Origin of the sequence: Mangrovicoccus sp. HB161399, assembly GCF_013184745.1 — a bacterium.
In the GTDB taxonomy this organism is placed as follows: Bacteria; Pseudomonadota; Alphaproteobacteria; order Rhodobacterales; family Rhodobacteraceae; genus Mangrovicoccus.
Genome location: NZ_JAATVU010000032.1, coordinates 56,110 through 68,196, shown reverse-complemented (window position 1 = coordinate 68,196; position 12,087 = coordinate 56,110). Strand labels below are relative to the sequence as shown.

Annotated in this window: 10 protein-coding genes and 1 pseudogene; 3 read left to right on the top strand and 8 right to left on the bottom strand. The window is 69.6% G+C overall.

Features of this window, described 5'->3' with window-relative positions:
- Positions 1-54: 54 nt before the first annotated feature.
- A pseudogene (locus tag HCC78_RS18070) lies at positions 55-464 on the bottom strand (transposase); the annotation flags it as partial.
- Positions 465-1,100: 636 nt separating this feature from the next.
- Between HCC78_RS18070 and HCC78_RS18065 the strand changes: the two are divergent.
- Both HCC78_RS18065 and HCC78_RS18060 read left to right on the top strand, forming a co-directional pair.
- Positions 1,101-1,937 (top strand): SDR family oxidoreductase, encoded by an 837-nt coding sequence (locus HCC78_RS18065; RefSeq protein WP_172330192.1) that lies wholly within the window; start codon positions 1,101-1,103, stop codon positions 1,935-1,937.
- 154 nt (positions 1,938-2,091) lie between these two features.
- Positions 2,092-2,274, top strand: coding sequence for a hypothetical protein (locus HCC78_RS18060; RefSeq protein WP_172330191.1), 183 nt, complete (start codon positions 2,092-2,094; stop codon positions 2,272-2,274).
- A gap of 31 nt (positions 2,275-2,305) precedes the next feature.
- Here HCC78_RS18060 and HCC78_RS18055 read toward each other — a convergent pair whose 3' ends face one another.
- The 7 genes from HCC78_RS18055 to HCC78_RS18020 form a co-directional block, all read right to left on the bottom strand.
- Positions 2,306-3,085 (bottom strand): FadR/GntR family transcriptional regulator, encoded by a 780-nt coding sequence (locus HCC78_RS18055; RefSeq protein WP_172330190.1) that lies wholly within the window; start codon positions 3,083-3,085, stop codon positions 2,306-2,308.
- Entirely contained in the window at positions 3,082-4,047 is a 966-nt protein-coding gene (denD, locus tag HCC78_RS18050) for a D-erythronate dehydrogenase (protein ID WP_172330189.1), read from the bottom strand. The genes HCC78_RS18055 and denD overlap by 4 nt, the downstream gene beginning before the upstream one ends.
- A gap of 82 nt (positions 4,048-4,129) precedes the next feature.
- Positions 4,130-5,140 (bottom strand): TRAP transporter substrate-binding protein, encoded by a 1,011-nt coding sequence (locus HCC78_RS18045; protein WP_172330188.1) that lies wholly within the window; start codon positions 5,138-5,140, stop codon positions 4,130-4,132.
- A 1,051-nt stretch (positions 5,141-6,191) separates the two neighbouring features.
- Positions 6,192-7,484, bottom strand: coding sequence for an FAD-binding oxidoreductase (locus HCC78_RS18035; protein ID WP_172330186.1), 1,293 nt, complete (start codon positions 7,482-7,484; stop codon positions 6,192-6,194).
- Positions 7,485-7,505: 21 nt separating this feature from the next.
- Complete coding sequence (locus HCC78_RS18030; RefSeq protein WP_172330185.1) at positions 7,506-7,928, bottom strand: RidA family protein; 423 nt, start codon at positions 7,926-7,928, stop codon at positions 7,506-7,508.
- 54 nt (positions 7,929-7,982) lie between these two features.
- On the bottom strand, positions 7,983-9,140 hold the full coding sequence (locus HCC78_RS18025) for a tyramine oxidase subunit B (RefSeq protein ID WP_172330184.1): 1,158 nt from the start codon (positions 9,138-9,140) through the stop codon (positions 7,983-7,985).
- A gap of 38 nt (positions 9,141-9,178) precedes the next feature.
- Positions 9,179-10,609: an APC family permease gene (locus HCC78_RS18020; RefSeq protein WP_172330183.1), complete on the bottom strand. Its 1,431-nt coding sequence runs from the start codon at positions 10,607-10,609 to the stop codon at positions 9,179-9,181.
- A 139-nt stretch (positions 10,610-10,748) separates the two neighbouring features.
- Between HCC78_RS18020 and HCC78_RS18015 the strand changes: the two genes are divergently transcribed.
- A complete protein-coding gene (locus HCC78_RS18015; protein WP_172330182.1) occupies positions 10,749-11,789 on the top strand; it encodes an AraC family transcriptional regulator in 1,041 nt (346 codons plus the stop codon).
- Positions 11,790-12,087 lie beyond the last annotated feature (298 nt).

Sequence of the window (12,087 nt, the reverse complement as noted above, 5' to 3'; positions counted from 1 at the left end):
GAAGTGGAAGGCGGATCAGAAAACGATCCGCGGGATCGTTTTCCCGCCGGACAGTCGAGAACGGCCGAAACCCTCCTTCTGAGTCCCCCCCCCCTTGAGCCCGCTGCCTGCTGATGGGCGCGGATCACCATTCGGCGCTGCGCTCGGACCAGTGGCGCTTGCGCCTCATTATCGATCATCTGCACACGGGCGGGCACGAGGTCGCTGTCGTTGAGAAACAGCAGGATGGTCTCCCATAGTCCGGCCTGGGTCCAGCGTCGGACCTGGCGGTAGACGGACCCCCATTTTCCGAACTCTCCGGGCAGGTCGCGCCATGGGGCACCGGTCCGTGCGATCCAGAATATGCCATCCAGAACAAGGCGATGGTTGACAGGTTTGCGGCCATTCGGGGCGCGGATGGCGGCGATGAAATGCTCGAAGAACCGCCATTCCTCGTTGGTCATCAGATTCCGCGCCAAGATCACCTCCGTCGTAGCGGCGATCTTGAATCACGGAGGCGACTGGCTGTGAATCCCTTTTGTCAACACGGCCTAGTCTCGGCTCCGCCGGGACACCGGGCTGCTTCGCGGTCGCTGCAGGTCTCCACCCGCGCCCAAGACGCTCCGAGTGCCGCGGCCAGATTGCCCGCACTCGCCGGTTTTGCTTCGAGACACAGCCCCTTGCCCTGTCTCTTCCAGGTTGCACCCGAAAATGCGCTGGTGGCGGCATCGACCGACTGCGCCCCACGCATGGCGGGACCGACGAGTCCGGTCTCGCAGCCTTGGGCCTGCCGGGCGCGGGGTCATTCCGCCGTCGCGGCGCCTGCGGGTCGATCAGGGCAAAGACGCGGGACAGCGGCGGATCCTGCGCATCCAGGCAGACGCGGGTCCCAAGCTCGGCCAATGAGCCAGGACTGGCAGGAACGCGACAGCCAGGCTGCGCGTCGCGGCCGATGCCATGGTCCGGGCGCGAGGACCGCGCAGGACGCGGCAGGAGGTCCGGCGCGATGACGGGCTTTCGGGCTGCGAAGGGGGCGGCGCCGATGCCGCACGGGGCCTGACATTGATTGCTCCGGCCATATATGCCGGAGGATGCACAGGGAAGTCTGGGAGAGCGCTACCATGCACGAAGCAGTTGCAGCCGGGAAAGTTGCCGTGGTCACCGGCGGGGCCTCCGGCATCGGGTTGGAGGCGGCCAGGGGATTTGCCGCGCGGGGCATGAAGGTCTGCGTGGCGGACCTGCCCGGCGACCGGCTCGATGCCGCGGCCGGGGTTCTGGAAGCGGCAGGGGCGGCGGCTGCGCTCTGTGTTGCCGCCGATGTCTCCGATCCCGGGCAGCTGCGCGCGCTCGAGGCGCGGGTCGCCGCCGAGCTGGGGCCGGCCAGCGTGCTGATGAACAATGCGGGCATCCAGCCGGGCAGCTCGATCTTCGACGAGGAAGGCAGCTGGCAGCGGATCATCGACGTCAACATGATGGGGATCATCCGCGGCTCCCAGATATTCGCGCCCGCGATGATCGCGTCGGGCAAGCCCGGCCTGATCATCAATACCGGGTCAAAGCAGGGGATCACGACGCCGCCCGGCGATCCGGCCTACAACGTCTCCAAGGCCGGGGTGAAGGCCTTCACCGAGGCGCTGCAGCACGAATTGCGCAATATCGGCGGCTGCCGGGTGGAAGCGCGCCTGCTGATCCCGGGCTTCGTCTTCACGCCGCTGGCCGCGGGCGGGCGGACCGAAAAGCCGACGGGCGCCTGGACGGCAGGGCAGCTGGCCGATTTCCTGTTCGACGCGCTGGAGGGGGACGACTTCTACATCCTCTGCCCTGACAACGATGTCGACCGCAGGACCGACGAGAAGCGCATCGCCTGGGCTGCGGGCGACATCATCGAGAACCGTCCGCCGCTGTCGCGCTGGCATCCCGGCCATTCCGATGCGTTCAAGGCCTGGATGGATGGCTGACGGACCGCCCGGGCAGGGCCGCGCGGCGATTCCAGTGGCCGCGGACAGGGCGCGGGCGCCGGACACGCAGACGTGTTGCGCATCCTGCGGCACTGTCGTCTGCCGGTCATGTTCATGTTCTATGCCGCGCGCAAGGCAACCCCGGAGCGGACCAGTGGCGATCGACATAATGCGGGACAACGGCGGATTTCTGGTCCGCCACCTGCTGGACAGAGGCGAAATCCTGGCGACCGTCCGTTTCTGCCGCGAGGCGGATGCGGAGGAATTCGCGCTGCTGTGGCGGGACTGGACCCGCGCCGAGGACGAGCTGCGGCAGCGCGGGATGACCGCGGCCTAGGGAGCGCGGCTCCGGCGGTCCGGCGCGGCCGTCAGGCCGGGCCGCGGCTCTGGCGCAGGATGCGGTCGGCCACCGCGCTGTCCGGCGCGGTGCCCTCCTCTTCCAGCCGGCGCCACCGTTCCAGCAGCGGCTGGCCGGAATTGCGGCAGTGCAGCCGCATCGCCGCCCGCGCGGCGCGGGCATCGCCGGCGTCCAGCGCGGCGACGATCGCCTCGTGCTCGCCGCGGGAGAACCGCGCGATGTCGGCGGGGCCCTGGCGGTTGTTGAGACGCGTCCATTCCGGGAATTGCTGGCGGGCATGCCAGAATTCCCCGACGACCTGGACGAAGAAGGCATTGCCGGTGGCGCGCGCGACGGCGAGATGGAATTCGCGGTCGCAGGCCTCCACCAGGTCGAACGGCGCCGCCGCGTCGCACATCCCCTCGATGCAGTCGCGCAGATGGACGATCTGCGCGGCGCCCAGGGTGCCGGCGGCGATGGCGGCGATCTCGGGCTCGAAGGCATGGCGCGCCTCCACCAGCTCGAAGAAGCCGGGCAGCGTGGCGCTTTCGGCCGCTTCCGGCGGCAGGGCCGGGGCCACGAAGGCTCCGGCGCCGTAGCGGGTCACGACGAGCCCCATCAGCTCCAGCGCGATCATCGCCTCGCGCACGGTCGTGCGGCTGACGCGCAGCTGTTCCACCAGATCCTTGTCGGCTGGCATCTTCGAGCCGGGCGGATAGTCCCCGGCGCGGATCCGCGCGGCGATGCTGTCCGCGGCCAGCCGGTAGCGCGGCTTCTGGTCGATCGGATCCAGGCGGGGCAGGCCGGTCATGATGCGGGCAGGTCGTCCTCTAGATAGAAGCCCACGTTCTCGGCGAAACCGGCATCGGCGGCAAGCCCCAGATCCAGGGCCTTCCGCGGCCGGTAGTCGAAGCGCCAGCCCTGGACGATGGCTTCGATCTCGGGCTGCTTCTCCCAGCGGATCAGCTTTGCCGGGGCTGGGCCCGCGACCTCGGTCATGGCGTCGATCATCTCGCGGATCGACAGGCGCTGCCCGGGCATGATCATGCAGCGCTGCTGTCCCAGCGCGGCGGCGTCGAGCTCCGCGCCCTTGAGGAGGTTTTCGACGCAGCGCCGCGGGCTGAGATAGTAGTGCTCGAACTCCGGATCCACCGGACAGACCGCGGGTTCGCCGTTCAGCGGTTCGCGGATGATCGAAGACATGAAGGACGAGGCCGCGCGGTTTGGCTTGCCCGGGCGCACCGCGATGGTCGGCAGCCGGAAGCCGCGGCCGTCGGCGAAGCCCCGGCGGGAATAGTCGTTGAGCAGCAGCTCGCCGATCGCCTTCTGCGCGCCGTAGGAGGTCTGCGGATTCGGGATCGTCCAGTCCTCGATCGGGTCGGGCACGTCGCCGCCGAAGACTGCCAGCGAGGAGGTGAAGACCACGACCGGGCAGGTGCCGAGTGCGCGGCAGCGCTCCAGCAGGTTCAGCGTGCCGAAGAGGTTGACCTGCATGCCCGCGTCGAATTCCGCCTCGGCATGGGCGGAGACGACGGCGGCGAGGTGGAAGATCACCTGCGTCTCGGACGTCACCAGCGCATCGAGCTGCGCCCGGTCGGTGATGTCGGCGGCGCGGCAGGTCACGGGGAATGGCGCGTCGAGCGGCGCGGGCTCGGCCAGGTCGGCCAGGGTCAGGCCGGTCACGGCCTTGCCGCGCAGGATGCCGGACGCGGCGAGGGCTGCGGCGATCTTGCGGCCGATGAAGCCGCCGCCGCCGAGGATCAGGACGTTCATTCTGGGTCACTCGCAGGAATTGGGGGTGCACGGAAACGGTGGCCGCGGGAGGAGCCGCGGCCACCGGGAGGGCGGCCGGGCGTCAGTCGTCGTCCAGGCCGATGCGGTGCAGGAAGGCCTTGTGGCTGGCGACCATCTCGGCCGTCTCCGGCGTCTTCTTGGCCCATTCGTCCCAGCGCGCGACTGCCGCCTCGCGGAACTTGGCGCGGTCCTCGGCGGACCAGTCGTAGAAGGTCACGCCCTTCGCGGGCAGCTCGGCCAGCGCTTCGCTGTTGAGCACCTCTGTGCGCATCAGCAGCCGCATCGCCAGCGCCTCCATCGCGTTTTCCAGGATCGCCTGCTGGCCGGAGCTGAGCTTCTCCCAGGCGGCGGTGGAACAGGCGAGGTGGTCCGAGGACATCGAATGGAAGCCCGGATAGGTCGTGTGCTTGGCGATGTCGTAGATGCCGTTCGACAGGTTCGCCGCCAGGGTCGAGGCATCGGCGCCGTCGATGATGCCGGTCTCCAGCGAAGTGAAGATCTCGGTGTAGTCCATCACCACGGGGCTGGCGCCGAGCGAGGCGAAGATCTCCGATTCCATCCCGGGCGGCGAGCGGAACTTCCAGCCCTGGAGGTCGGCGATCCCGGCAAGCGGCGCGGAGGAGGCCAGCGATTCCTGGCCGCCCAGATAGGCGCCGATGAAATGCATGCCGTTGGCCTCGTAGAGCTTCTGGATCGCCTCGCGGCCGCCGCCTTCCTCGATCCAGGCCAGGTACTGGATGGGCGTGTCATAGCCGCCCATGACGTCCGCGACGAACTGGAAGGCCGGGTTCTTGCCTGCCTGGTAGCTTCCGTTCGTCATGTCGCAGTCGATGATGCCGTTGGCGGCAGCGTCGAAGGTTTCGGCCGAGGCCACGACCGAGGAGCTGTAGAACATCTCTATGTCGATGCTGCCCTCGGACATGGCGCGCACCTGCTCGACGAAATCGGCGACGAGCTTGCCCGAGACGGCCTCGGGGGCCTGGTGGGTCTGGATGCGCAGGGTGACGGTGTCGGCCGCCCATGCGGCCGCGGTCGTGGACAGCAGGGCTGCCACGGCAAGCGTGTATTTCATTCGTTCCTCCCTTTTGTGCGGAGAGGCTAGCGGGGCATCCGGCAGATTGCCAGACAATTCGGCAATCCTGTCGCCAGGGACGGTCCCGCTCCCCGTTGCTGTAGCGCAGCATTGCGGCGATGCTCCGCCTGCAGGACCGGTGGTCCGCTATTCCGGGTCGGGATGCCGAAGCCGGGACCCGACGGCAGGCCGTCGATATCGCGCTGGCCGCCAGCCGGGCCTGCCCGTCGGCGGCAATGACCGGCACAGCGCGACCGCCCCGCTGGATGGCAGCGGCCGGAGGATGGCGAGGACCGGGGATCTGGTCAGGCCGGCCCCGCGGCATCGGCCGCACCCATTGCAGGCCGGTCAATGCCCGCGGGCCCCCGGGGCCGGTTCGCTCAGGCCCGTGCTGCCGGTACCGCAGCTGCATGTCCCGGCGACGCGAAACAAGGGACGGGGGGCAAAGGGCCGGACGATGCGCTGCAAGGCGAGATCGGCACCGCTGGTTTCCGGCAAATCAGGGACATGGTCTGCGGTCGCGACCTTCATCCGCAGCAGACGGCGCTGCTTCGGATGCGCAACAGCTTGCGCGGATCCAAAAGGCCCCATGTTGGCAGCCATCTCCGGCTCGAGGGCACCGCCGCCGGTCGCGGTCTGCCTCGGAAAAGTGGTCCGGACGTATCGGTATTGCCGATACGGGACCGATGCCGATTGAGACTTGGCCCGTGGCGCCATGATGCGCGCTTCCGGCTCGGTCCGCCTCCTCGACACCGTGGACCGGATCATGGCCGGCACATGGGCCAACGACGGGGCCGTCATGCCGTGCGCCAGACGCCCGGCCTGCCGCGGCGGGCTCCGGCAATTTGGGATGGATCTGCGCCTGCGCTGGTGGCGGCGGGCGGAGGCGCCACGCACCCGGCCTGCTCCGCCGGAGCCCGAAAGGTTGCCGCGGCCAGAACGATGCGGAACGCGGCGCTGCGTTGCGGACGGCGGAGCCGGTGCCGCGGAACCTGCTCGGCCAGGGAGGGACGGCACTGCTCCATGCGATGATCGCCCGGCGGGGCCCGCTTCAGAACCTCTCCAGCCGGTAGGGGGCCGGATCGACCAGCGGCGGCGCGCCGGTCACCAGATCGGCGGCGAGCTGGCCTGCCGCTGGGGCCGTGCCGAAGCCGTGGCCGGAGAAGCCGGTGGCGAGCGTCAGCCCCGGGATCCGTGCCGCGGGCCCGATCACCGGATTGGAATCCGGGGTGATGTCCATCGTTCCCGCCCAGGCCTCTTCGATGCGGGCCCCGGCGAAGGCTGGCCAGGCGGCAGAGAGATTGGCCAGCGCTTCTTCGTTCAGCGTCGGGATCGTCGGCGGGTCCATGACGCGCACGGTCTCGAAGGGCGACGGCCGGTCCTGCCGCCAGCGCCGCTTCAGGCGCAGGTCGTCGAGGCTCTGGCGGTTCACGGTGATACGCAGCAGCCCGCGCTGGTCGCGCAGCAGGTGCAGGTAGCGCATGCCGATCAGCAGGTGGTCCGCCACCAGCGGGCAGGAGAGCGCGCCGCGCTGGGTGATGACGTAGCCGCCGTCCGCGTGCTTGCGGAAGGAGAAATCCGGACCGCCGACGGCGATGTCGGTCGGCCCCTCCATCGAGGCGGTGCGGAAGACAGAGCAAGTCAGCGGCAATGCCGGCAGCGCAATCCCCAGATTTCCGAGGAAGCGCCGCGACCAGAGACCGCCAGCCAGCAGAACCGCATTGCAAGTGACTTCGCCGCGTTCGGTGACGACCCCGCTGACCCGCCCGCCGGAGGTCTGCAGGCCCCGCACGGCGCAGCCCTCGATGATCTTTGCCCCTTTGGCGATGGCAGCCGCGGCGATGGTGCTGGCCGCCAGGGTCGGCTCGGCACGGCCGTCCGACGGGGTGAACACCCCTCCGGCCCAGCTGCCTGCCCCGCCCGGCACCAGCGCGCCGATCTCCGCCGCGCCCAGCATGCGGGAGCCGAGGCCGAGACCGTTGACGGAACCGAGCCAGGTCTCATGCGCCTGCAGCTCGGCCTCGCTCCGGGCCAGGAACATGATCCCGGCCTGCCGGTAGCCGACGTCGCGTCCGGTGCGGGCGGGCAGCTCCGCCCAGAGCCGGTCGGCCGCCAGCGCCAGCGGCAGGTCGGCGGGCGCGCGCGAGGTCTTGCGCACCCAGCCAAGATTGCGCGAGCTCTGTTCGCCCGCGATCCGGCCCTTCTCCAGCACGGTGACGGGAATGCCGCGCTCGGCGAGAACCAGCGCGGCTGCCAGCCCGACGATGCCGCCGCCGATCACGGCGACCTCGGTCTGCGCGGGCAGCTCCGCGGATGCTTCCACGGGGGCGATCTTCGGGGCCATGGCGATGCTCCTGCGGGCAGCTCAGAGGGAGAGGGTCTTGCGCTCGGTCGGGGCCGCCGAGGCGCCGCGGAAGGCGGTGACCTCGATCTCGACCTTGTAGACGGCGGAGCCGAGCGGCGGGCAGGTGACGGTGGCGGCCGGGTCGATGCCGCGGAAGGTCTGCCCGACGATGGTCATCACCGTCTCGGTATCGGCCGGATCCTGGATGAAGATGCGGCTGGCGACCACATCGCCCAGGCCGCTGCCGACCGCGGCAAGCGCCCGCCCGATGTTGGCGAAGACCTGCAGCGTCTGGTCGCCCACGTCCTCGGGGATTTCCTTGGTTTCCGGGTTCCGCCCGGCGGTGTTCGACACGAAGATCCAGTCATCCACCGCGACGATGCGCGAATAGCTGGCGTGGTCCTCGAATTTCGAGCCGGTCTTGATCTTGGTGATTTTCGTCATGGGAGGGCCTTTCGGGATCGGGAAGGGCCCCGGCTGCAGCCGGGGCGGGAGGGCTCAGCGCAGGGCCGGTTCGGACCAGAGGTTCAGCGGCACGCCGATGCCGCGCTCCAGCGCGTTGCGGTAGACCACCGTGCCCCAGGCGACATCCTCGACCGGCATGCCGCCGACCGACATCATGATGATCTCGTCCTCGCTGCGGCGGCCCGGCGCGTCGCCCGCGACGATCGCGCCCAGGTCCTCGAGCGCAGCGGCCTGCATCGTTCCGGCCGCGACCATGTCCATGAACTTCACGCCGATCAGCGGGATATGCACATGGGCGGGCTTCGGCACCTCCTCGAACCAGGCCTCGTAGAGCCCGGTATTGTCGAGCACCTTGCGGATCCCGGGCGCTTCCATGCCTGCGTCGAAATTGGTCGCGGCGGGCATGGCGAGGAAGGTGCCGGGGGCGACCCACTCGCGCTTGACCAGCGGGTAGTCCTCCGGCTTGCCGACCTCGGCGGATGCGCAGTAGGTCACGATGTCCGAGCCGCGCACGACCTGCTCGATATCGTCCACGACTTCGATCCTGGTGACCTGCGGATAGTTCTCCCGCACCCAGGCAGTGAAGACGTCTAGGCTCTTCTGCCCGCGGCCCTTGACCTTCACGGTGTCGATCCCGGGACAGGCGGCGATGAAGGCGGCAAGCGCGGTGCGCGCCATCACGCCGGGCCCGAAGATGCCGACCACCCTGGAGTCCTTCCGCGCCAGGTGCCGCGCGCCGACGCCGGGCACCGCGCCGGTGCGGTAGGCTGAAAGCAGGTTCGCCGACATGTAGGCCAGGGGCGCGCCGGTATCGGCGTCGTTCAGCGTGAACATCAGGATCGAACGCGGCAGGCCCTTGTCGCGGTTGGCGATGTTCGAGCCGTACCACTTCACACCGGCCGTGCCGAAGCTGCCGCCCAGATAGGCGGGCATCGCCATGAAGCGGCGGTCGGCGGTGGGTTTCGGCATGGACGGAAACGGCGAGGTCTCGGGGAAGGTCACCATCGCGCCGTGGCTGTCGCTGTTCGGTCCGGCCATGCGGTAGTCGCCGCGATGCAGGAGCGCGAACATTTCCTCCATGCAGTCGACGCAGGCGGGCATGTCGGTGACGCCGGCACGGATCATGTCCTCCTCGGAGAGGTAGAGGAAGTCGATCTTCGGCAGGTCGGGGCGTGTCTGCAGGTCTTTCATCTGCTTGGTCCTTCTGGGTCTGGATTTCGGGAAGAGGGTCAGTCGAGGCCGCGGCCCAGCCCGGCATAGAGCGCCGGATTGCGCCGCCGGATGCCGAGCGCGGCGAGCCCGCCGGCAAGGCCGGTTCCGACCACGAGAAGCGGGAAGGCGAGCACGATCGCGCTGTCGCTGCCGGTCAGCATCGAGATGTTGGCGCCGACCAGGACGAAGGCCGCGGCGAGCCCCGCCGTCGCCAGCGCGGGTGCGGCGAGCACCACGAGCAGCGAACGGCCATGGGGCTGGCGGCGGAAGAAGCGGATCACCGAGGCCGAGACGAGGATCTGGGTGGCGAGGATCGCCAGCACCGCAAGCCCGGCCATCCAGGAGAACACCACCGTGTAGGGATCGGCCGCGCCGAAGGCGAAAGCTGCGAGGATCAGGGCGACCAGCCCGGCCTGCACCAGCCCCGCGACATGCGGCGAGCCGTGCTCGGGATGGACATGGGCCATCTTGCGCCACAGCAGGCTCTCGCTGGCCAGGGTGTAGAAGTAGCGGTTCAACGTGTTGTGGAAGGACAGCAGGCAGGCAAAGAGGCTGGTCAGCAGAAGCAGGTTCATCACCTGCACGGACCACGGTCCCAGAAGCTCCGCCGCCGCGTCGAAATAGAAGCCCTCCAGCGATGCCTCCGCCGCCGCGCGGACGCCGGAGGGTCCGTAATGCTGCGAGATCGCCCAGGTCGAGAGCGCATAGAAGCCGGTGATCAGCAGCACCGCCACATAGGTCGCGCGCGGAATGGTGCGCTCCGGGCTATGCGCCTCCTCGGCGAAGATCGCGGTGGCCTCGAAGCCGACATAGGCGCCGAGCACGAAGACCATCGAGACGCCCAGACCGGGGGCGAAGACCTCGGAGGGGCGGAATCCCGACAGGCTCATCCCCTCGGGACCGCCGCCGTTCAGCACGATGGCCACGTCGAGCATCAGCAGGATCGCCAGTTCGGCCAGCATGCAGGCGCCGAGGATGCGGCCCGATATGGCGATGTTGCGCCGCCCGAAGAAGACCACGGCCGCAAGCGCGGCCAGCGCCCAGGCCCACCAGGGCAGGTCGAGGCCCAGCGGCGCCAGGGTGGCCGACATGAAGACGGCGAAAAGCGCGTAGATTCCGATCTGGATGGCGAAATAGGCCATCAGCGCCATCACGGCGCCGGCGATCCCGGCCGCGCCGCCGAACCCCTTGGCGATGTAGCTGAAGAACCCGCCCGCGCCGGAGATGTAGGGCGTCATTGCCGTGTAGCCGACGGAGAAGAGCAGGTAGAGCGCGCCTGCCAGCACGAAGGCGCCGGGCACGCCCGCGCCGTTGCCGAAGGCGAAGGCCGGGGGCGTGGCGCCCACCACTGCGGTCATCGGTGCCGCCGCGGCCACCACGAAGAATACGATATGGGCAAGGCCTATCGAGTTGCCCTGGAGTCGGCTTCCGCCGGTCATGTCGGTCATGTTCTCTTGTCCCTGTTGCACGTGTGCCGTGAATGGGACTCGGTTAGCGCCGGGACCTGCCGCAGCGGCCATTGCCGCGCGCGCCATGAATCCGATAGTCTGCGCCAAGTGGCGCTTCAGAACGGGGGATCCGTGCAGAATGTCGACCGGGACCGGACCGCTGCCGGAATTCCTGTCCGTCAGGGCGATAATTCTTGAGCCGATTTTCGCGCTCTTCGATGAGGATCCGGGCGCTTTGGGAACGCTCCTGCGCCGCCGCGGCATCGATTCGCGGGTGCTGGAGGACCGCTATGCCCCGGTGCCGCTGCCTGCCTACCTGGGCCTTTTCGAGGATGCCGCGGCGCATCTGGGCGAACCCGATCTCGGGCTGCGGCTGGGCGCGCAGGTGCGGCCGGGCAGTTTCGGGCCGATGGGGCTGCGCGCCGCGCAATGCGCCACGATCCGCCGCGGGCTCGACAGCCTGGTGCGCTTCAGCTCGGCGCTGCAGAGCGGCACGCAGGTCAGCCTCGAGGAGGCGGAGGGCGATCTCTGCCTGCGCTACCTGATTGCCGCGCCGCAGGTCGCGCCCTGCCGCCAGGACAGCGAGTTCACCCTCGCAGGGATATGCAGCCTGATCCGGAAGGGATACGACCTGCGCTGGCGGCCCGTCGAGGTGCATTTCCAGCATGCCGCGCCCGAAGCGCCCGGCGAGGTGGCGCGCTGGTTCGAGGCGCCGGTGCTGTTTTCGCAGCCGTCCAACATGCTGGTCATCGCGGCGCGGGATGCGCAAAGGGTCTGCCGGGAGGAGGACCCGGACATGCTGGAGCTGATCGACCGCCACCTCGCCGGGCTGGTGGGCGAAGCGCATCGCGGCCAGTCTGCCAGCAACCAGGTCCGGGCGCTGATCGCGCTCAATCTCGGCGCCCGGCCGATCGACCTGGACATGATGGCGGGGCTGCTGCAGACCTCGCGCCGCTCGCTGCAGCGGCGGCTGGCGGAGGAAGGCGCGACGCTGAGCGGGCTCCTGCAGGAGCATCGCCGGGAGCGCGCCGAACGCCTGCTGCAGGAAGGCGGAAGGAGCATCGAGGCGATTGCCGAGGCGCTCGGCTATGCCGACGGCACCGCCTTCTGGCGCGCCTACCGCAGATGGACCGGACGCAGTCCCAGCCAGTCCGGCTCGGGAAATCCGCCCGGAAGCTGAGCCCGGGCGGAACACCCTGTCCTGCGCCCGGCCCGCATCCTGCGGGAACCGGGCCGAACCGCTTCCTTGAAGCCAGCCGTGCCAGCCAGTGGCGGCCACTGCCGCCGGCGCACATGGCGGCCCGGGCCGGACAGGCAGGGATTGCGCCGCCGCGGCCTTCCGCTGCGCCGGGCGGCACCGGACGGCCTGGCACCTTGCCGGCTACATGGCACGCCGTGCCTGCCAGCGGCGGCGGCCCCGGCCGGATGCTTCCCGTCCCGGCAATGCCGCAGGACCGGCGCGCTGCCGTCCCGGCCGG

Excerpts from the sequence above, each read along its gene's own strand:
- HCC78_RS18025 (WP_172330184.1), bottom strand. The coding sequence starts at position 9,140 with ATGAAAGACCTGCAGACACGCCCCGACCTGCCGAAGATCGACTTCCTC.
- HCC78_RS18045 (WP_172330188.1), bottom strand. The coding sequence starts at position 5,140 with ATGAAATACACGCTTGCCGTGGCAGCCCTGCTGTCCACGACCGCGGCC.
- HCC78_RS18035 (WP_172330186.1), bottom strand. The coding sequence starts at position 7,484 with ATGGCCCCGAAGATCGCCCCCGTGGAAGCATCCGCGGAGCTGCCCGCG.
- HCC78_RS18015 (WP_172330182.1), top strand. The coding sequence starts at position 10,749 with ATGTCGACCGGGACCGGACCGCTGCCGGAATTCCTGTCCGTCAGGGCG.
- HCC78_RS18020 (WP_172330183.1), bottom strand. The coding sequence starts at position 10,609 with ATGACCGACATGACCGGCGGAAGCCGACTCCAGGGCAACTCGATAGGC.
- denD (WP_172330189.1), bottom strand. The coding sequence starts at position 4,047 with ATGAACGTCCTGATCCTCGGCGGCGGCGGCTTCATCGGCCGCAAGATC.
- HCC78_RS18065 (WP_172330192.1), top strand. The coding sequence starts at position 1,101 with ATGCACGAAGCAGTTGCAGCCGGGAAAGTTGCCGTGGTCACCGGCGGG.
- HCC78_RS18055 (WP_172330190.1), bottom strand. The coding sequence starts at position 3,085 with ATGACCGGCCTGCCCCGCCTGGATCCGATCGACCAGAAGCCGCGCTAC.
- HCC78_RS18030 (WP_172330185.1), bottom strand. The coding sequence starts at position 7,928 with ATGACGAAAATCACCAAGATCAAGACCGGCTCGAAATTCGAGGACCAC.